The sequence below is a fragment of the Kocuria rosea genome, assembly GCF_006094695.1.
Taxonomy (GTDB): Bacteria; Actinomycetota; Actinomycetes; order Actinomycetales; family Micrococcaceae; genus Kocuria; species Kocuria rosea.
On record NZ_CP035103.1, the window covers coordinates 3,500,694 to 3,520,435 of the forward strand.

General features: G+C 76.1%; 16 protein-coding genes. 7 read left to right on the forward strand and 9 right to left on the reverse strand.

Annotated features, from left to right (window positions below; genetic code table 11):
• Positions 1-43: 43 nt before the first annotated feature.
• Positions 44-568, reverse strand: coding sequence for a DUF6544 family protein (locus EQG70_RS16010; protein ID WP_341873729.1), 525 nt, complete (start codon positions 566-568; stop codon positions 44-46).
• Between the two features lie 407 nt (positions 569-975).
• On the opposite strand from EQG70_RS16010, the gene EQG70_RS16015 reads away from it, so the two are divergent.
• Both EQG70_RS16015 and EQG70_RS16020 read left to right on the forward strand, forming a co-directional pair.
• Positions 976-1,209, forward strand: a complete 234-nt coding sequence (locus tag EQG70_RS16015) for a hypothetical protein (protein WP_172604889.1) — start codon at positions 976-978, stop codon at positions 1,207-1,209.
• 279 nt (positions 1,210-1,488) lie between these two features.
• The gene (locus EQG70_RS16020; RefSeq protein WP_109268338.1) at positions 1,489-2,724 is read left to right on the forward strand and encodes an FG-GAP repeat domain-containing protein; all 1,236 of its coding nucleotides are present in this window, start codon (positions 1,489-1,491) and stop codon (positions 2,722-2,724) included.
• 43 nt (positions 2,725-2,767) lie between these two features.
• On the opposite strand, the gene EQG70_RS16025 is transcribed toward EQG70_RS16020, so the two are convergent.
• The 5 genes from EQG70_RS16025 to EQG70_RS16045 form a co-directional block, all read right to left on the reverse strand.
• Positions 2,768-3,784, reverse strand: coding sequence for a DNA topoisomerase IB (locus tag EQG70_RS16025; RefSeq protein WP_109268459.1), 1,017 nt, complete (start codon positions 3,782-3,784; stop codon positions 2,768-2,770).
• A 93-nt stretch (positions 3,785-3,877) separates the two neighbouring features.
• Positions 3,878-4,990 (reverse strand): hypothetical protein, encoded by a 1,113-nt coding sequence (locus tag EQG70_RS16030; RefSeq protein WP_109268339.1) that lies wholly within the window; start codon positions 4,988-4,990, stop codon positions 3,878-3,880.
• Positions 4,991-5,085: 95 nt separating this feature from the next.
• Positions 5,086-7,485 (reverse strand): GNAT family N-acetyltransferase, encoded by a 2,400-nt coding sequence (locus EQG70_RS16035; RefSeq protein ID WP_109268340.1) that lies wholly within the window; start codon positions 7,483-7,485, stop codon positions 5,086-5,088.
• A complete protein-coding gene (locus EQG70_RS16040) occupies positions 7,482-8,828 on the reverse strand; it encodes a lysine N(6)-hydroxylase/L-ornithine N(5)-oxygenase family protein (RefSeq protein ID WP_109268341.1) in 1,347 nt (448 codons plus the stop codon). Before EQG70_RS16040 ends, EQG70_RS16035 begins: the two co-directional genes overlap by 4 nt.
• Complete coding sequence (locus tag EQG70_RS16045) at positions 8,828-10,297, reverse strand: pyridoxal phosphate-dependent decarboxylase family protein (RefSeq protein ID WP_109268342.1); 1,470 nt, start codon at positions 10,295-10,297, stop codon at positions 8,828-8,830. The genes EQG70_RS16040 and EQG70_RS16045 overlap by 1 nt, the downstream gene beginning before the upstream one ends.
• 207 nt (positions 10,298-10,504) lie before the next feature.
• Between EQG70_RS16045 and EQG70_RS16050 the strand changes: the two genes are divergently transcribed.
• From EQG70_RS16050 to EQG70_RS16070, 5 genes are read left to right on the forward strand one after another with little or no spacing between them, the layout of a single operon-like run.
• The gene (locus tag EQG70_RS16050) at positions 10,505-11,617 is read left to right on the forward strand and encodes an iron-siderophore ABC transporter substrate-binding protein (protein ID WP_242630517.1); all 1,113 of its coding nucleotides are present in this window, start codon (positions 10,505-10,507) and stop codon (positions 11,615-11,617) included.
• Between the two features lie 13 nt (positions 11,618-11,630).
• Positions 11,631-12,722: a FecCD family ABC transporter permease gene (locus EQG70_RS16055; RefSeq protein WP_095650278.1), complete on the forward strand. Its 1,092-nt coding sequence runs from the start codon at positions 11,631-11,633 to the stop codon at positions 12,720-12,722.
• The gene (locus tag EQG70_RS16060; RefSeq protein WP_109268343.1) at positions 12,719-13,798 is read left to right on the forward strand and encodes a FecCD family ABC transporter permease; all 1,080 of its coding nucleotides are present in this window, start codon (positions 12,719-12,721) and stop codon (positions 13,796-13,798) included. The genes EQG70_RS16055 and EQG70_RS16060 overlap by 4 nt, the downstream gene beginning before the upstream one ends.
• Positions 13,795-14,760, forward strand: a complete 966-nt coding sequence (locus EQG70_RS16065) for an ABC transporter ATP-binding protein (RefSeq protein ID WP_017834696.1) — start codon at positions 13,795-13,797, stop codon at positions 14,758-14,760. The genes EQG70_RS16060 and EQG70_RS16065 overlap by 4 nt, the downstream gene beginning before the upstream one ends.
• A complete protein-coding gene (locus tag EQG70_RS16070; RefSeq protein WP_017834695.1) occupies positions 14,757-15,809 on the forward strand; it encodes a siderophore-interacting protein in 1,053 nt (350 codons plus the stop codon). Before EQG70_RS16065 ends, EQG70_RS16070 begins: the two co-directional genes overlap by 4 nt.
• A gap of 54 nt (positions 15,810-15,863) precedes the next feature.
• Here the strand turns inward: EQG70_RS16070 and EQG70_RS16075 are convergent, their stop codons facing one another.
• The 3 genes from EQG70_RS16075 to EQG70_RS16085 all read right to left on the reverse strand — a co-directional run bounded on the left by EQG70_RS16075 (position 15,864) and on the right by EQG70_RS16085 (position 19,701).
• Positions 15,864-17,039, reverse strand: a complete 1,176-nt coding sequence (locus tag EQG70_RS16075; RefSeq protein WP_109268344.1) for a DUF418 domain-containing protein — start codon at positions 17,037-17,039, stop codon at positions 15,864-15,866.
• A 118-nt stretch (positions 17,040-17,157) separates the two neighbouring features.
• Positions 17,158-18,339: a glycosyl hydrolase family 8 gene (locus EQG70_RS18800; protein ID WP_109268345.1), complete on the reverse strand. Its 1,182-nt coding sequence runs from the start codon at positions 18,337-18,339 to the stop codon at positions 17,158-17,160.
• Between the two features lie 186 nt (positions 18,340-18,525).
• Positions 18,526-19,701: a PQQ-dependent sugar dehydrogenase gene (locus EQG70_RS16085; RefSeq protein ID WP_109268346.1), complete on the reverse strand. Its 1,176-nt coding sequence runs from the start codon at positions 19,699-19,701 to the stop codon at positions 18,526-18,528.
• Positions 19,702-19,742 lie beyond the last annotated feature (41 nt).

Here is a 19,742-nt window from a genome sequence, read left to right on the forward strand (position 1 = left end):
GGCAGGTCGCCCCGTTCGGGGAGTCCCGTCCCGGGAGGGCCGCTCAGCGGAACCGGACGCCCTCGATCCGCGCCCGGAAGAACTCGCCCTCGGCCTGCCGGTCGGTGCCCCAGGCCCAGCCGGCGCGCAGGACGGTGGCCACGCGCACGCCGGCGAGATCGGCCTCCTCGGAGAACGCGACCCCGAAGGGGTGGCGGCCGTACCCGGTGCCGTCGGGGTCGCCCCACCGCTGCATGCTCAGCTCCCGGAGCCGGCCGTCCGGGTCGACCCGGATCAGGGCGTCCTCGCGCTCCCCGTCGAGGACCCAGGTCATGACGGCGGTGTCCGGGACGGGCCCCTCCGACCACGCGGCGGCCGGGCAGGCCGACGGCACGACGACCGCCTCGCCGGCGAGCCGCCCGGCGGCGCTGCGCGTGATGTCCGGTCCCGCGGCGGACAGCACGGGCACGAGGCCCAGCAGCCGCCACCGCAGCTCGCCCCCGCCGGGCCCGTACCGGTCGTAGCCCGCGACCGGCAGGCCGAGGACCCGGGTGCGGGCGGCCCAGACGAAGCCGATCCCGGGGGTGATGAGCTGCCGGGCGGAGAAGGGGCGCCGCGCGGCAACCGCCCGGTCACGGCTGGACCCCGAGCGGCACGGCGGCGGCCGCGCGGGCGCCCGGCCCCCGAACGGGGACGGGGACGGGAACGGACGGCGACAAGGTCCGGGACCGGGTCATGCCTCCCAGGCTAGACCGCCGGACCGGTGCCGGCCCCGCGGCGGACGCCGGAGCCCGCCGACGCCCTGAATCCTCGGTCGCACTCGGACACGGGACCCGGCGGTGGAGGAGGATGTCCCCATGCGCGTGCACCGGCGCCCGGGGCCCGCGTGCCGGTCAGGCGTTGACTGCCGGCGGCGCCCGCACCAGCATGAGTGCCACGGGCCGCCCGCGGAGCGGCCGCCGGGACCCCGAGTCCCCGAGCACCGGGAGGACGACCATGACGCGCATCGGCACCAGGAGGAGCACCCGGTGGAAGGACCTCACGCCGGGGCAGCGGACCGCGCTGCTGACGCTGGCGTCCGTGCAGGTCTCGCTGGCGGCCACCGCCTGGACGGACCTCGCCCTGCGGCCCGCGGCGGAGGTCAACGGCGGCAAGGGGAAGTGGGCCGCGATCATCGCCGTCAATTTCGTGGGCCCGGTCCTGTACTTCCGGCGCGGCATCCGCCGCTGAGCGGCCCCGGGACGGGGACCCGGGCCTCCGGCCACGGATCCGGGATAACGATTCAGCATGGCACGGAGAACACTTAGCGATCGCATACGCGCGGATCTAGACTGGTCCCACCAGCAGTTCCGTCCGTTCGGCAGAGGGCGGTCACCGGTGGACCCACGGTCCCGGGACCCCGGCCGAGCGCACGGCCGATCGCCGGGCGGTGGGGGCCGACCGGCGTCCCACCCGCCGTCCGGCGCTCCGGACCGAGTTCTCCGCTCCACGGAACCTGGAGGTTCCACCATGAAACGCTCACCGACGGCCCGGCTGCTCACCGGGCTCTCCGCGGCGGCGCTGGCCACCACCGGCATCGCTCTCGCCGGACCGGCCCACGCCGTGTCCACCCAGGGGTTCCTCTCCTACGTCGACGGCTGGCGGGTCGGCCAGCACGTGCGCGAGCTCGCCGACGTCAACGGGGACGGCCGCGCCGACGTCGTGGCCTTCGGCGACCCCGGCGTCTTCGTCGCCCTGGGCCAGACCAACGGCACGTTCGCCGCGCCGGTGCTGAGGGTCCGCGACTTCGGCACCGCGCAGGGCTGGCGCACCGACCGGCACCCGCGCACGGTCGCCGACGTCGACGGCGACGGTCGGGACGATCTCGTCGGCTTCGGCTACGCCGGCGTGATCGTCTCCTACGCGCAGCCCGACGGCAGCTTCACCGCGCCGCAGCTCGAGGTCCGCGAGTTCGGCTGGAACCAGGGCTGGCGGGTCGACCGGCACGTCCGCGAGCTGGCCGACCTCTCCGGGAACGGGACGGCGGACATCGTCGGCTTCGGGTACTCCGGCGTGACCGTCTCCCACGGCCGGGCGGACCGCACCTTCGACGGCACCGGCAAGCGGATCGACAGCTACGGCTGGGACCGCGGGTGGCGGATCGACAAGAACCCCCGGATGCTCGCCGACATGGACGGCAACGGGACGGCCGACATCGTGGGCTTCGGCGACGCCGGCACCTACGTCTCCTACTTCTCGGCGCTCGGGGACACGTTCACCCAGCCCGCCCTGGAGATCCGCGACTTCGGCTACGCCCAGGGGTGGCGCGTCGACCAGCACCCCCGGGTCGTCGGCAACGTCAGCGGTCACCTTCCCCCGGACGTGGTCGGCTTCGGCCACCGCGGGGTCCTCGCCGCCTACTCCCGGCCCTCCGACCCGGGCGAGCCCAGGTACCAGCCGGTCTCGCTCGAGCTCGCCGACTTCGGCGTGGCCCAGGGCTGGCGCACCGACCGGCACCCCCGGGACCTCGCGGACATCAACGGCGACGGGATCCTGGACGTGGTCGGCTTCGGCAATGCGGGGGTGCTCGTGGCCTACGGGGACGACGACTTCCTGACCGGGCCCGAGCTGACGTCCAGCTCCTTCGGCTGGGCGGCCGGCTGGGACCCGGCGCGGTATCCGCGCCTGCTCGGGGACGTCGACGGCGACGGCCGCGACGACGTCGTCGGCTTCGGCTACTCGGCCACCTACGTGGGCCTGTCCTGAGCACGGGCCCGGGGCGGCCGCCCGGCCACCCCGGGCCCGCGGCTCAGGTGAGGAATCCGCGCAGGGACCGCTCCGCGGCCCGGTAGGTGGCGGCGTCGATGGTCTCGCCGTCCAGGAACCGGTCGATCACGCGCGGGTCCGTGTAGGAGCTGCGGGCGATGGCGGGGGTGTTGCCCAGGTGCTCGGCGACCTCCCGCATGGCGGCGGACACGGCCTTCTTCCGGGCGCTCTCGCTCGGGCGGGTGTCGGCGCGGGCGGCGAGCGCCATCGCGGCGGTCACCGTGCCCTGCCAGGTGCGGAAGTCCTTGGCGGTGAAGTCGGGGCCGCACCGGTCCCGCACGAAGTCGTTGAGCCGGGCGCTGGTGATGCCGGCCCACTGCCCGTCCTCGTCGCGGAACGCGAGCGCGGTCTCGTCCGGGCCGCGCTCCAGCAGGGGCGCGAGCGCGGCGGCGAGGTCGGCGTCCCGGAGGTCCAGCGTCCAGCGGTGCCCGCTCTTGCCGGGGAAGTCGAGGTGCACGTCCCGGCCGTCCACCCGGACGTGCCGGACCAGCAGGGTGGTGACGCCGTAGGAGCCGTTCGACTGGGCGTACTCCTCGTTGCCGATGCGCAGGGCGGCCTCGTCCATGAGCCGGAAGGCCGCCGCGCAGGCCTTCTCCTCCGTGGCGCCCTCCGTCCGCAGCAGCCGGGTGACGGCTGGGCGGGCCTGCGGGAGCGTGTCGCCGAAGTCGAGGACGCGGTCGAACTTCTCGCGGTCCTTCAGCTCCCGCCACCGGGGGTGGTAGATGTACTGGCGCCGTCCGGCGCCGTCGACGCCCGTGGCCTGGATGTGCCCGTTGGCCCGGGGGCTGATCCACACGTCCTTCCAGGCCGGGGGGATCGCCAGCCCGCGGATCCGGTCGAGCTCGTCCCCGTCCTGGACCTTCGTGCCGTCGGCGTGCCGGTAGGCGAACCCCTTGCCGTACCCGCGGCGGGTGATCCCGGGACGGCTGCAGTTGCTGCGCCGCAGGCGCGGCGTGCGGGGCGTGCGGGGTTTCGCGGGGCTCTGCTGCGCGGCGGCCATGGTGTCCTCCCGGGTCGGCTCCGGGAGCACCCCGGGAACACCAAGTCTACTGACTGTCGGCGTCCGCACGGACGAGGCCGGCGGCGGGCCCGGTCAGGGTTCCGAGCGGGTGTACGCCGCGGCGCGCACGGCGTCGTCGTCCTCGAGCCCGGCGCCGAGGGCCCCGCCCACGGTGGCGAGCGTGGCGGTCAGCCACGCGAGCTTGACGTACTCCACCGCCCCGGCCGGGGCGCCGATCACCGCCGCGAAGACTCCGCCGTCCACGAGCAGCAGCGCCCCGAACCAGGACAGGGCGAAGACCGCGAGGTAGAAGACGGAGACGCCGATGGCCACGGTGGCGGCGGTGGCGAGGTTGAACAGGGCCACCTGCTCGCGCTCGGCCCGCCGGCGCGGGCGCTCCCACAGCCGGGCGCCGACGACGAGGGCGCCGGTCACCGCGGCGATCGACAGCAGACCCAGCAGCCCGAGCCGCCAGGGCCCGTAGGCGGCGGCGAGCAGCCACAGGTCCGAGGCGACCAGGGTGAGCACGCCGGTCGCCGCGGCCAGGGCGAGCGTGCGGGACAGCCGCACGACCAGGGTCCACGGCCGGTTGGCGCGGATCATCCCGAGCAGCAGGCGCACGTTGCCGCCGAGGACGCGGGCCGTGAACTGCACGGCGTTGTCCTCGGGCCGGTCCTCCAGGTCCTCCGACCGCTGCCGCGCCCGCCGCACGAGCTCCTCCTGCGCGTCGGCGTCGTCCGCGTCCTCCGTGTCGTGACCGAGCAGGTGGCCGACCACCCGCACGGTTGTCTGCCGCACCTTCTGCCCCACGTGCAGGGCGCCGAGGGCCGGGACGGCGACCAGGCCCACGCCGTGCACGGGGCTCAGCTGCGTGAGCACCGGGCTGCGGCCGTCCTTGAGCGGGACGTCCGTGAGGACCACGACGAGGTCCCAGTCCTCGTCCAGCATCCGGTCGCGAGCGGCCTCGAGCAGGTCCAGGCCGTCGGCGGGCGGGACGACCAGCCGGTCGGTCACCGCCGCCACCCGCCAGCGCACCCCGGGATAGCGCGCGTGCAGCGGCCCCGGCAGGGAGGCCGCGAGATCCCGGGGCAGGGCGCCCGCGATCTGCGGGGAGAGGACGAGGCCGACCAGCAGCTCGGGCACGGAGTCGTGGGCGGGCTCGTGGCCGGGGGCAGGGTCGGCGGTGGCGGAACGGTCGTCGGGCACCGCTCAATCCTGGGGCAGGTCCCGGGGAAACGCCACTCGGGGCCCGGGCGGGCGGGGCCCCGCCCGCCCGGACCCCGAGTGGGGCCGCGTCGTGCTCAGTGCACGGGCACCCGCCCGGCCACCGGGTTCTCCAGGGTCCCGGCGTACTGCAGGGACGCCGCCTGGTCGGTCAGGTCGACCATCTGCAGGGTGTTGAGCAGCTGCAGCCGGTTGAGGCAGGAGTGCTCGAACCGGGGCGCGAAGAGCGGCACGCGGTCCGCGCCGGCCGGGTCGGCGTCGGCGACGTCCTGGAGGCACCGTGCCGCGAGGTCCCAGAACTCGTCCGCGGCCAGCAGCCCGTCGGCCTCGAGCAGGCCCGCGAGGTGCCGCAGCACGCCGTCGAACACGTCCGTGTGCACGGACAGCGCCGCCGTGGCGGGCGGCACCACGTGGCGGATCCGTTCGAGGCCCTCCGGGAGGGGCCGGTCCGTGACGACGGCGACCTCCTCGCCGATGTCCTTCATGACCGCCCGCCGCGGGACGTGCCCGTCCAGCACGAGCACGACGTTCTCGCCGTGCGGCATGAACACGAGGTCGTGGGCGAGCAGGCACCGGGCCACCGGGGCGAGGTACACGGCGAGCAGCCGCCGCACCCACTCCGCGGCGTCCAGCCCGGATGCGCGCACGTGCACGGAGACCAGTGGCGTGCCGCCGGCGTCGACGTGCAGCAGGGACGCGAGGGTCGCGAGCCGCTCCCCGTCCGCGAGGCGGGGCACGGGGCTCTCCCGCCACAGCGCCGCGAGCATCTTCGTGTGCGGGCCCTCCTCCCCGTGGCCGGAGGCGGCGGCGCGGTGGTACGCGTCCCCGGTGTAGCCGACCGCGGCCACCTCCCGCAGGACCGAGAACCCGGCCTCCGCGAGCACCGGGTCGGCCGCGACGACGTCGGCGACCCAGTCGTTGATCGCGGGGGTGTCGCGCATGTACCGGGGGGAGAGCCCCCGGAGGAAGCCCATGTTCTGCACGGCCAGGGCGGTCTTCACGTAGTGCCGGTCGGGACGGGAGACGTTGAAGAACGTGCGGATCGACTGCTGCGCCCGGTGCTCGTCCCCGGTGGTGCCCAGCAGCACGAGGTCCCGGCGGGCGAGGTCGGGGGCGAACGTCACCGCGATCCGGTGCTCCCACTGGTGGGGGTGCACCGGCAGGGGACGGTAGTCCTCCGGGTCCAGGCCCAGACCGGTCAGCCGGGCCCGGAAGCGGGACCGCACGGCCGGGTCCAGCTCGCCGGCCCACAGCTGCTCCTCGGTGCGGCCGCGCCCGGTGTCGAGGCGGCTGAGCTCCCGGCGGACGGCGAGCCACACGAGGCGCACCGGACGGGCGGCCTCGGGGGCGAAGCGGTCGTGCTCGGTGACGCCCATCCCGATCCGGCCGTTGTTGGCCACGAAGCCCGGGTGCCCCTCGGTCATCGCCGCCTCGACGTCCTGGAAGCCCGCCTCCGCGAGCGCGGCCGAGGGCCGGGTCCGGTGCACCAGCTTGTACGCGGCCGAGGCGAGGGTCCCGGCGATCTCCTCGAGGTAGGTCGCCAGCAGGTGCGGGGGGATGCCGAGCGCGGGGGCCAGCTCCGTGACCAGCGCCTGGGCGTCCGGCTCGGCGTCCGCGCCGTCCACGGAACGGCGCAGCGAGCCCTCGTCCAGCACCCAGTGCTCCAGGGCGGTGCGCCGGGCGCGGAACCGGTAGCGGACCCGGTCCCCGCCGGTGCGGACCTCGTAGAGCCCCTCCCCCACGGGCTCGGGGGCGATCAGCCGTTCGTGGGCGAACTCGGCCAGGGCCTTGCAGCACAGGTGGCGGTGGGCGATCCGCATCGGGTGCAGGCCGAGGTGGGCGGGCCCGTCGTCGGCCTCCTCCCCGGGGACCACGGCCGGGACCACGGCCGGGACCACGGCGGCCGCGGGGCCCAGCTCGGAGGCCGCGAACCCCTCGGGGGTGCACGTGCTGAGCAGGGCGGTCTTGCCCGGCAGCTCGAGCGGGCCGTGGACCTCGAAGCCGGCGCGGGCGTTGAGCCGGTGGACGGCGGTGTTGCGGACGTCGGGCTCGACGACGACGCGCCGGGCCCCGCGCGCCTCGAAGAGCCAGCGCAGCGTGGCGGCCATGAGGGCGGCGCTCGTGCCCGGCACGGGGGTCCGTGCGGGGGCGAGGAGCAGGTGCATCCCCACGTCGCCGGGCCGGTGCGCGTAGTGGCCGGGGAGGAGCACCGCGCCGGGGTCGTAGGTCTCGACGAGCCCGAGCGGGACCCCGTCGAGGCGGGCCAGCCACGCGTCGCAGTGCGGGTCCTCGGCGACGGCTGCGAAGGTGCGCCGGACGCGCTCGGGGTCGGCGTCGAGCAGGTCCCAGAACCGGGACCGGGAGTGGGTGAGCCAGGCGTGCAGGAGCTCGACGGTGGTCGCGTCCGGGACGAGCGGCTCGAGGGTCAGGACGCCGCCGGGGGTGGCGAGACGGGCGGGCGCGGGGCGGGCGGTCATGCGGTCTCCTGGGGGATGTCGCGGGGGACGTCACGGGGGACGTCCTGGGCGGCGCCCCGGGGGACGCCGAAGGTCTGGAAGGCGATGGCGGGCTCGACCGGGTAGACCTCCCGGCCCGTGACGGCCCGGAGGATGACGCTGTTGCGGTAGGCGCCCATGCCGAGGTCGGGGGAGGTCAGGCCGTGGGTGTGCACCTCGGCGTTCTGCACCCAGATCCGGGAGCGCTCGTGGTCGACCGCGTAGTCGCGGGAGACGTCGTAGCGGCCGGCGGGGTCCCACGCGATGTCGTCGAGGACCGGGGCCAGGAAGCCGGGCACCTCGGCGCGGTATCCGGTGGCCAGCACCAGGGCGCCGGTGGGGTGCCGCCAGCCGCGCTCGAGCTCGTCGTCGTGCAGGGCCAGGACCAGGTCGCGGCCGTCCTGCTCGACACCCGTGAGGGTGGTGCTCGTGGTCAGCAGGCCGGCGGGGTGCCCGTGCACCGAGCGGCGGTAGAGCAGCTCGTGGATGTCGTTCACCAGCTCCGCGCTGATCCCCTTGTAGAGGCTGGCGTGCTCGCGGTTGAGCCGGTCCCGCCGGTCCGCGCCGAGGCCGTGGAAGTGGTCCACGTACTCGGGGGAGGTCAGCTCGAGGGTGAGCTTCGTGTACTCCATGGGGAAGAACCGCGGGGAGCGGGTGATCCAGTCCACCCGCGGGCCGTCGGCGCCGGAGCGCTCGAGCAGGTCGCGGTAGACCTCGGCGGCGGACTGGCCGCTGCCGAGCACGGTGACGCTCCCCCGCCCGAGCAGCTCCTCGCGCCGGGGCAGGTAGTCGCTGGTGTGCAGGACGGTGCCGGCGGCGGGGTCCACGCCCGCGGGCACTGCGGGCACCGTGCCGACGCCGAGGACCAGCCGGCGGGTCCGCCACTGCTCCGTCCCGGCGGCCGTCCGGGCCGTGACCACGTAGGCGTCGTCGGCGGGGTCGCGCTCGACGCCGACGACCTCCCGGCCCCAGCGCAGGCTGCCGAGCTGCTCGCTCGCCCACCGGCAGTAGGCGCTGTACTCGGCGCGCAGCGGGTTGAAGTCCTCCCGGATGTAGAACGGGTACAGCCGTCCGGTCCGCTTGAGGTAGTGGAGGAAGGAGTAGGGGGAGGTGGGGTCGGCCAGGGTGACGAGGTCGGCGAGGAACGGGACCTGGATCGTGGCGTCCTCGAGCATCAGCCCGGGGTGCCAGTCGAAGGCGTCCTTCGCGTCGAGGAACACCGCGTCGAGGTCCTCCAGCGGTGCGGCGAGGCAGGCCAGGCCCAGGTTGAAGGGGCCGATCCCGATGCCCAGCAGGTCGTGGACGTGCCCGTTCGCGGGGGCCATCAGCGGGCCCCCGCCGCGGCCTCGAGCGGGCGGGGCGCGGCACCGCGGGCGGCGGCCCGGACGAGGTCCAGCACGCCCCGGACGTCCTCGGTGGTCGTCGCCGGGTTGAGGAGCGTGAGCTTCAGGCACCGGCGGCCGTCGAGGACGGTCGAGGCGACCGCAGCGCGGCCGGAGTCGAACAGCGCGCTCCGCACGGTCTCCACGAGCCGGTCCGCGGCGTCGTCGTCGGCGTCCGGGGACCGGTGCCGGAACAGGACGGTCGAGAGCACGGGCTCGGCCACCAGCTCCAGGTCGGGGGTCTCGTCCACGATCCGGCCCGCCTCCTGGGCGAGCTCCAGCACCCGGTCGAGGGCGCGGCCGATCCCCTCGGCGCCGACGGTGCGCAGGGTCATCCACAGCTTCAGGGCGTCGAAGCGGCGGGTGGTCTGCAGGGACTTGTCCACGAGGTTGGGCCGCACCGCGTGCCGGGGGTTCAGGTACTCGGCGCTCCACGTGGAGAAGCGCAGGCTCCGCCCCTCCCGCAGCAGCAGGGCGGAGGCGGCGACCGGCTGGAACCAGGACTTGTGGAAGTCCACGGTGACGGAGTCCGCCCGTTCGATCCCGTCCAGCCGGTGGCGGTGGGCGGGCGAGACGAGCAGGCCGCCGCCGTAGGCGGCGTCGACGTGCAGCCAGACGCCGTGGGCGGAGCACGCCCGGGCGACGTCGGCCAGGGGGTCGATCGCCCCGAGGTCCGTGGTGCCGGCCGTGGCCACGACCGCGGCGACCTCCGCGCCGGACGCGGCGACCTCGTGCAGGACGCGCTCGAGGGCGACCGGGTCCAGGGCTCCGCCCCGCGCGGCGGGCACGGGCACGACCGCGTCCGCGGACAGGCCCAGCAGGTGCGCCGCCTTCGCGATGCTGAAGTGGGCGTGCTCCCCCGCCACGATCCGCAGCCGCCCGAGCCGCTCCCCGCGGGACGCCGGGTGCGCCCGGGACAGGCGCTCCTCCCGGGCCGTGAACAGCGCCTGGAGGTTGGACTGGGTGCCGCCGGTGGTGAACACGCCGTCCGGCTCGCCCGCGGCGGGGAAGCCGATCCGCGCGGCGGTCCAGTCCACGATCCGCTGCTCGACCAGGGTGGCGGTGGTGCTCTGGTCCCAGGTCTCGACCGCCGTGTTCACCGCGGCGGTGAGCGCCTCGGCGGCCACCGCCGGGATGGCCACGGGACAGTTGAGGTGGGCCATGTAGCCCGGGGCGTGGAAGTGCACGGCGTGGTCGAGGTAGAGCCGCCGGGTCTCCTCGACCACGGCGCCGAGGTCCCCGAGGGGCCGCTCGAGGTCCACCGCGGCGACCAGCTCCTCGAGCTCCTCGGGCGTGGCGGCGGAGCGGGGGCTCCGGGCGCCGGCGAGGTGGACGGCGAGCACGTCGACGGTCTCGTGCAGGGCGCGGGCGTACTGCGCCGGGGTGTCGTGGGTCAGCAGGAAGTCGTGCATGGGCTCCTCGCAGGGGGTGGACGGGGCCGCTCGGGCCCCTCGTGGAGTTAGGCAAGGCATACCTAACCACATCGGCGGAGCGATTACATCATGCTCGTGTTGCGTATTCGCCGGATCACGCCCTAGGGTGATCCCTGTCTTCCGGGTTAGGCAACCCTTGCCTCACCTCGCGTCCCACCGACGGTTCCGCCGTCGACGTCCGAAAGGGTGGCCGTGGCCTCTCTGCTCCCCCGCGCTCCGCGCCCGCTGTCCCCTGCTCCGTCCGCCGTGCGCCGCCGCGTCCTCGCCCCGGCCGCCGTGCTGGCCGCGGGGGCCCTGGTCCTGACCGGGTGCTCCACCGGCCCGGCGGCCGGGGAGTCCGGGAGCGGGTCCGCGTCCGCGGAGGGCGCCACCGGCGAGTTCCCGCGCACCGTGGAGCACGCCTTCGGCGAGACGACGATCGAGGAGGCCCCCGAGCGCGTGGCCACGGTGTCCTGGGTCAACCACGACGTCGCCACCGCCCTCGGCGTGGTCCCGGTCGGGGTGCCCGCCCTGGACTTCGGCGCCAACGAGAACGGCTCCACGGACTGGTTCGACGCCGCGCTCGAGGAGTCCGGCGCCGAGGCCCCGGAGACCTACGCCGAGACGGACGGCATCAACTTCGAGGCGATCGCCGCGCTCCAGCCGGACGTCATCCTGGGCGCCTACTCCGGGCTGACGCAGGAGGACTACGACAAGCTCTCCGAGATCGCACCCGTCGTCGGCTTCCCCGAGGACGCCGTGGCCTACGGGACGTCCTGGCAGGACTCCACGGAGCTCATCGGCCAGGCCCTGGGCCGGGAGGAGCGGGCCGCCGAGGTCGTGGCGGACGTCGAGCAGCAGCTCGAGGACGCCGCCGCCGAGCACCCGGAGCTCGAGGGCACGTCCTTCGTGTACGGCACGCTCGACCCGTCCGCGGCCGACCAGATCTTCGCCTACACCGCGGTGGACAACCGCCCCAAGTTCCTCGAGTCCCTCGGCATGGTCCAGTCCGAGGCGGTCGCGGAGGCCGCCGAGGGCAAGGAGGACGAGTTCTTCGTCACCTGGTCCCCGGAGCGCGCCGACGAGCTGACCTCCGACGTCTTCGTCAGCTGGGCCGAGGACGACAGCGTGCGCGAGGCCATCGAGAAGGACCCCCTGCTCAGCCGCGTCCCCGCGGTCGAGAACGACGCCCTGGTGCTCCAGAGCGACCAGCAGGAGGTGCTCTCGGTCTCGGCGGCCTCCCCGCTGAGCATCCCGTGGGCGCTCGAGAACGTGCTGCCGGACATCGCCGAGGCCGCCGCGTCCGCCGGCGGTCGGTGAGACCCCGGTCCCGGTGAGCAGCACGAGCACGGTCTCCCCCGCCCGGGCCACCCGGCAGGCCCCCGGCACCGCGCAGCGGCGCCGGGGCCTCGCCCTGTCCGCGGCCGTGCTGCTGCTGGTCCTCGCCGCCGCGGCCTCCCTGTTCTGGGGAGCCCGCTCGGTGGACCCGGCCACCGTGGTCGCCGTGCTCACCGGGCTGCCCGCCGACCTTCTGGAGGGCGGCTGGGCGCAGGTCTCCGCCGGCCTGGGCATCGACGCCGCCGTGGTGCAGAGCAGGATCCCCCGGACCCTGACCGCGGTGCTCGCGGGGGCGGCCCTGGCCGTGGCCGGCGCCGGCATGCAGGGGGTCAGCCGCAACCCGCTGGGCGACCCGGGGCTGCTCGGGCTGACCGCCGGCGCGGCGTGCGCCGTGGTCCTTGGGATCGGCTGGCTCGGCCTCGTGGCCACGTGGCAGCTCACCGCCCTGGCCCTCGCCGGCTCGGCCGTGGCCGCGGTGCTCGTCTTCGGCTCCTCCCGGCTCGGCGGCGGCGCCCCGACCCCCGCGGGCCTGGTCCTCTCCGGCGCGGCCGTGAACGCCGGCTTCACCGCGCTGACCTCCTCCGTGGTGCTGATGCTGCCCGCGGTCCTGGACCGCTTCCGGTTCTGGAGCATCGGCTCGGTCGCCCGCGCCGAGACCACGGACCTCGCCGCCGTGGCGCCGCTCGTGCTGCTCGGCGTGCTCCTCGTGCTCGGCGGCTCCTCGGGGCTCAACGCCATGGCCCTGGGCGACGAGCTCGCCCACGGGCTGGGCGTGGACCTGGGCGTGCAGCGCGTCCTCGTCTTCGTGGGCGTGGTCCTGCTCTCCGGCTCGGCCACGGCGCTCGCGGGCCCCATCGCCTTCGTGGGTCTGCTCGTGCCCCACGCCGTGCGCCGCCTCCTCGGCGGCGACTACCGCTGGATCGTCCTGTTCAGCGTGGTCCTGGGCCCCGTGCTGCTCCTCTCGGCCGACGTCCTGGGCCGGGTGCTGACCCCGCCGCAGGAGATCCACGTGGGCGTCACCACCGTGGTGCTGGGCGTGCCCGTGCTGCTGGCGCTGCTGCGCCGGGGCCGGAGCGTGACGCTGTGACCGGCGCCGTGCTCACCCCCGCGCCCGCCGCCCCCGCGGAGCCCGGCGCCGCCGAGCTCGTCCGGGGCGTCCGCCGCGACCGGACCCGCCGCACCCGCCGGGCGGTCGCCCTGCTGGCCCTGGCGCTGCTCGCGGCCCTGGCCGTGCGCGTGCTGCTCGGGCGCTACACCGTGACGGTCCCCGACTTCTTCGCGATCCTCGCCGGGGAGCAGATCCCCGGGGCGAGCTTCATCGTGCTGCAGGAGAAGCTGCCGCGCGCCGTGCTGGGCGCGCTCGCCGGGACCGCCCTCGGCTGCTCCGGCGCCCTGTTCCGCCGGGTGCTCCGAAATCCCCTGGCCAGCCCCGACATCCTGGGCATCACCTACGGCGCCGCGGCGGGAGCCGTGGCCGGCACCGCGCTGTGGGGTCTGCGGGGCACGGCCGTGTCCTGGACCGCCCTGGCCGGGGCGCTGCTCGCCGCGGCCCTCATCGCCACCGCCTCGGTGCGGCTGCGCACCGGGGGGATCGTGGGCGAGCGCTTCCTGCTCGCCGGCATCGGCGTGGCCGCGCTCGCCCAGGCCCTCACCGCGGCCCTGCTGGCACGGCTGTCCCTGAACTCCGCCCAGGACGCCGCCCTCTGGACCGCGGGCTCCCTCAACGCCGCCACGTGGGACCGGATCACGGTCCTCGGGGCGTGCCTGCTGCTGGCCGTGCCCGCGGCCGTGGCCGTGCACCGCGCGCTCGAGCCCGCCGAGCTCGGCCCGGAGCTGGCGGCCGGGCTCGGGGCGCGCCCGGCGCGCAGCCGGGCCCTCGCCCTGGGCCTGGGCGTGCTGCTGGCCGCCGTGGCCACGGCCTCGACCGGCCCGCTCGCCTTCGTGGCGCTCATGTCCACCCCGGTGGCCACCGCCCTGACCCGCGGGCGGACCTCGATCGTGGCGTGCGCCCTCGTGGGCGCCGTGGTCGTGGTGGTCGCCGACGCCGTCGGCGCGGGCCTGGTGGCGCAGGTGCAGCTGCCGGCCGGTGTGGTCACGGGCGCCGTGGGCGCCCCCGTGATGCTGTGGCTGCTCGTGCGGCAGCGGAGAGGAGCCCTGGCATGAGCCCCGAGCTGCGCGACGACGTGCGCCCCGGCCTGCGCCCCGTGGAGGAGCCCGTGGCGGACCCCGGCGCCGGCGTCCCCGCGTTCCGGATGCGCGGCCTGTCCCTGGGCTACCAGGACCGCACCGTGGTGCGGGAGGTGGACCTCGACATCCCGCACGGGGCCACCACCGTGCTCATCGGCGCCAACGGCTGCGGCAAGACCACGCTGCTCAAGGGCCTGTCCCGGCAGCTGCGCCCGCTCGCCGGCACGCTCGAGGCGGACGGCCGCGGCGTGCGCGAGTGGCACGCCCGCCAGTACGCCCGCTCGGTCAGCCTCCTGCCGCAGTCGCCCGTGGTCCCGGAGGGCCTGACCGTCGCCGAGCTCGTGGAGCGCGGACGGCACCCGCACCGCCGGTGGTGGGGCGCCCCCTCCCCCGACGACGACGCGGCCGTGGCCCGGGCGATGGAGCTCACCGAGCTCACGGCCCTGGCCGCGCGCCCCGTGGAGGAGCTCTCCGGCGGGCAGCGCCAGCGGGTCTGGATCGCCCTGACCCTGGCCCAGCGCGCCCGCACGATGCTCCTCGACGAGCCCACCTCCTACCTCGACCTGGCGCACCAGGTGGACCTGCTGGACATGCTCCGGGGGCTGGAGCACCCGGACGGGCCGGGTGCCGGCCGGGCCACCGTCGTCGCCGTCCTGCACGAGCTGAACCTGGCCGCGCGCGTGGCCGACCGGCTCGTGGCGATGGCCGCGGGACGGATCGTGGCCGTGGGCACGCCCGCCGAGGTGCTCACCCCCGAGCTGCTGGCCGAGGTCTTCGGGCTCCGGGCGGACGTCGCGCGGGACCCCGTGGGCGGCCGGCCCGTCGTCCTGCCCCGCGGGCGGGCCCGCGAGGGCTCCCACCCCGTACCGCCCGCCGCACCCGTGGCCCTGGAGCCCGCGCCCCGGGCCGCCGCCGAGATCGGAAGGACCCTGCCGTGACCGTCATCCCCACCCCCGAGGCCACCGGTGCCCGCGCGGACCCCGTGCTGTGCGTCGAGGCCGCCGTGACGTCCGTGACCCAGCTGTGCCCGTCCTTCCGCCGGATCACCCTGGCGGGCCCGGAGCTCGCCGGCCTGTCCCCCGCGCTCATCGGGGCCGGGGACCGAACCCGGTGCCGGGACGCCTACATCAAGCTGCTGGTCCCGCCCCCCGGCCGCGAGCCCGAGCGGGCGGACCTGTCCCTGGGGCTGCGGGAGGGCTGGTTCGCCCGGCCCGCCGAGGAGCGCGGGTGGATGCGCACCTACACCGTGCGCGGCGTCCGGCGCACCACGTTCTGCGGGATGGTGGTCCCGGAGCTCGTGATCGACGTGGTGGTGCACGGCGGGCACGCCCAGGACGGCCCGGGCAGCCGGTGGGCGGCCGCCGTGTCCCCCGGCGAGCGCGTGTACCTGCTCGGACCCGGTCCCCAGGAGCGGCCCTGGGCGGCGTGGGACCACGGCGGCGCCCAGCGCGTGCTCGCCGTCGGGGACGAGACCGCAGCCCCGGCCCTGATGTCCGTCGCGGAGGAGTTCACGGACGCCCATCACGGGCTGCCCGCCGGCGGGACCCGCCCCCGCCTCGACGTGGTGCTCGAGGTCCCGCACCCCGAGGACGTCGCCGCCCACCGCCTGCCCGCGGACCTTCCGGACGTCCGGCTGCACGTCCTGCCGCGCGCCGGGGGCGCCGAGCCGGCCGGGCACGGGCACCGGGCCGCGGTGCGCCTCGCGCGCCTGCTCGAGCTGCCCGGCGGAGCCGTGGACGACGTCCTGGCCGGCCGCCGCCCGCAGCGCGGCCGCGGGACGCCCGCCCTGGCGGTCGCGGAGAACGCCGCGGAGCCCCGGGCCTGGTCGGTGGCCGCCCCCGCGCGCGCCGACGCCCCCTACGTGTTCCTCGCCGGCGAGTCCGGCACCGTCAAGGCGCTGCGCCGGCTGTGCGTCGACGCCGCGGGCATCCCCAAGGAGCACGTCTCCTTCATGGGCTACTGGCGGCAGGGGCAGGCGGAGTCCTGAGCGGCCGCGCGCCGGGCCGCCCGGCCGCCGGAGCCGACGCCGGGGTCCGAGGTCTCAGCTCTGGCGGGCCACGGCCGCAGGGGCCCGGCGCGCGCCGGCGGCGCGCGCTGTGAGCTCCTCCAGCGGGCCGCGCGGGAAGCGCCGCAGCCACAGGTGCGCGAAGACCAGCACGGCGGCGCACACCAGCAGCCAGCCGAGCACCGTGGCGGGCAGCCGGTGCTGGGCCGCGGCCACGGCCAGGCCCGCGCCCCAGCCGTAGAACAGCGCCGAGGCCAGGAGGTTCTGCAGCAGGTAGCAGCTCAGGGCGGTCCGGCCGACCTCTGCCAGCCTCCGTGCGGCCCAGGACGGCGGCTGTCCGGGGCGACGCACACCGAGGTGGGCCACGAGGGCCAGCAGACCCAGCGCCACGACCGGGGCGGTGGTGTAGCGGGCGAAGAAGGCACCGGCCTGACCGCCCAGGACGTTCAGGCCGAGGTCCACGGGCAGGGCGGCCCCCAGGCCCAGGACCATGAGCCGCCGCCGCCACCGGCCCCCGTCCGGGACGAGGAGACCGGCCCGCCACAGGAACCGCCCGGCCAGGAACATGACCACCCCCAGTCCGAGGATCAGGACGGGTTCGGCGCGGAACAGGACGACGGCATCCAGCCGCAGCAGCACGAGCTCCCACCACGTGCCGTCGGCGTAGGGGTTCGGCCGGGCCAGTGCCTCGGCCGGGTCCCCGGCGGGGACGACGAGGAGGACGGCCGTCAGCGCGCCGATCACCGCGACGTGCGCGGCGGCGCACGCCAGGACGACGCCGCGCTGCACCCGCTCCGAGGTGGTCACCAGCCACGCCACGACCATCCCCGTGAGCGCGTAGCCCATCAGGACGTCGAACTCGATGATCAGCAGGTAGTTGAGCAGCCCGTCCAGGAACAGGATCCCCGCCCGCACCCGGTAGGACCGGGGCCACGCGAGTCCGCGCCGCCGGGCGGAGGCGTGCTGGACGGCGAGGCCGATCCCGAAGAGGAGCATCAGCAGGCCCAGGAACTTGCCGTTGGCCGCGGCCATCAGCAGCGCCTGGGCAGCGCGCGCCGCTCCGCCGTCGGTGCCGGCCAGCGGATCGGTCAGGTAGCCGAGGAAGCCGCCCTGGTGGCTGAAGATCCAGATGTTGGTGGCGAGCGTGCCGAGGATCGCGAGACCGCGGGCCACGTCGAGGGCCGCGATGCGGGAGGGGGCGGGAGCGGGCATGGGTCCACTCTGCCCGGCCCCGGCACGCGGCGGATCCGCCCCGGGGCGGAGCCCGGCGGGGCGACGGTCCGCCGTCGACCGGGCGGGGGCGACGCGCCGGACGGCGGGCCGCGCCGGCTCAGGGGTGGAGGGCGTAGGCGCGGGAGACGCTCACCATGGACAGCAGTTGGATCGAGCTGGAGTAGTAGGACGTGAACTCCGTGCGGGCCGCCAGACAGCGGCCCAGGGCGTCGAGCCAGGCCTGGTCGCCGCCCCAGCGGGCACCCACGAGCAGGGGCGCGATGAACGCGAGGTCCTGGTAGCCCCCGCCCGGCAGGGTCGCTCCGTCCAGGGTGAAGCCGGAGGGCAGCCGGGCAGGATCACCGCCGCACTTCGTCCGCGCCCAGCCGGAGATGCGGGCCGCGGCGGCCCGGGCCTCCGGGTGCCGGGACGCCCCCAGCCGCAGCGGGACGCGGCACGAGTTGTAGTAGTAGTGCCGGTCGTGGCCGGATTCCAGGGTGTGGGCCGGGGCGGGGGCGATGGTCGAGGCGGAGCCCACGGTGAAGTCCGGGAGCAGGCCGGTGCGCGGAGCGTGGACCGACTGCAGGCGCCGGACCGCGGCCAGGTGCCGCCCCCAGACGGCCGCCCAGCTCACGTCCCCCGTGGCGCGGTGGAACGCCCCGAAATGCCCGATCATCCAGTCGCTCGGGCGCGAGACGTTCTGCCAGGCCCCGTTGGACCAGTCCCCGAGCTCGAGGAGCCCGGTGGTGGGGGAGATCAGGGAGCGCTTGATCGCGGCGATGCGGCTCAGGGCCAGCCGTCGGTAGTCGTACGTCCCCCCGGAGCCCCACCGCTGGTGCGCCATCAGCCACCCCATGGCGAGGTCCAGGTCGCCGTCGGTGGCGCTGTCCCGGCCGTGGTGGGAGACCATGCGGTCGTCCTGCTCGGCGGCGTGCAGGCCCGGGTCGATCCGGGAGGGGTGGTCCAGGACGTAGCGGGTGATCCCGTCGACGTAGCCGCGGGCCCGGGGGTCGAGGGGCGCCAGCTGGGCGCTGAGCATCAGCCCGTACCCCTGCCCCTCCGCGACGTAGGGGTTGGCCCCGTTCTGGGCATCGGCACGGACGGCCCACCAGCCGCGGGCCGCGTCGTGCCGCAGCAGCGACGTCCAGTCGGCCCACAGCGTGCGGATCGCGGCGTCCAGCTGCCGCTGCGTCGTGCTGCTCGGGCTGAGCGTGGTTCCTGCCTGTGCGGGGGTCGTCGGGGCGGCGACGGGGACGGTCGCGAGGGCGGCGCCCAGCGCGAGAAGGGTGCGGCGGTGCATGGGGGAACTCCCTGGGCCCGAGAGGGGGGTGGGGGTGCGGGAGGGGGATCGTGACGAGGTCGGGGGCCGCGTCACCGGGGGACCGTTCCGCGGGGGCCGTTCGGGGGACGGTGTCAGGCGCCAGTCAACCGGAGCCGCCCGGCGGGCGGGCGGCACCGGCGCCCTCCGGCGTGTCGTGCGCCCCGCTCAGGAGTCGCCGGCGCTCGCCGTGACGCGCAGGACGGCGTCGTCGTCGCCGTTGGAGGTGGTGACCCACAGCGCGCCCTCGTCGTCGAGGGTCAGCGAGCGCAGCCGGCCGTAGTCGTTCTCCAGCTCCGCCATGCGGGTCAGCCCGGTGACCGCGGTGTCCTCGACCCGGTAGACCCCCACGCCGGTGTTCTTCAGCTCCGCGACCGCCAGGGCGCCCTCCCACGCCCCCCACTGGTCCCCCTCGAGGAAGGCGGCCCCGCTGAGGGCGACCGTCGGGCGCCCGGAGGACCACGCGGCCGGGAGCGCGTCCGGGAACTCCTCGAGATCGGTCATGGGCACGGACTCGTCGTAGCCGGGCGCCGGGTCCCACCCGTAGTTGGCGCCGGGCTCCAGGACGTTGATCTCGTCGTCGGTGCCGGGGCCGTGCTCCGCCGACCACACCGTGCCCGTCCCGGGCTGCACCGCCAGGCCCTGGACGTTGCGGTGGCCCAGGGTGTGGACGGCGGCCCCGGGCCCGTCCCGGTCGGCGAACGGGTTGTCCTCCGGGACCGTGCCGTCGGGGTGCAGCCGCAGCGTCTTGCCCCCGAGCGAGTCGGGGTCCTGCGGGTTCGCGCCCTGCGCGGCGTCCCCGGTGCCCACGAGGAGCGTGCCGTCCGGGACGAAGCGCAGCCGGCAGCCGCTGTGCCGGCCGGAGCTGATGGGCAGGCCGTCGACGACCGTCCCGGTGCGCTCGGCCGCCGCGGCGCCCTCGTCGAGCCGCCAGCGGGTGACCCGCACGTCCTGCGGCCGGCCGTCCCCGGTGCGCGTCGCGTGGCACAGGAAGATCTCCCGGGTCCGCCCGAAGTCCGGGGAGACCTCCAGGCCCATCAGCCCGGCCTCGCTGCCCACGAACAGGTCGTCCAGGTCGGCCGCGACCTCCCGCGTGCCCTGCTCGTCGTGGGCCAGCAGCCGGCCGCCCCGCTCGGTGACCAGCACGGTCCCCTCCGGGGTGCGGGCCACGTCCCACGCGAGCTCGAGCTCGTCCACGACGACCTCGACGTCGAGGGCGGGGGCGTCCGCCGGGGCGCCCAGGCGCTCGCCGGTGGCCACGGTCCCGCCACCCTCCGGGGCGCAGGCGCTCAGCAGCAGCACGAACACGGACAGCGTGCTCACGATCCCCCCGCGGATGTCCATGGTGGCAATCTACTCCGGTCGGCACCGGGCCGGACCCGTAG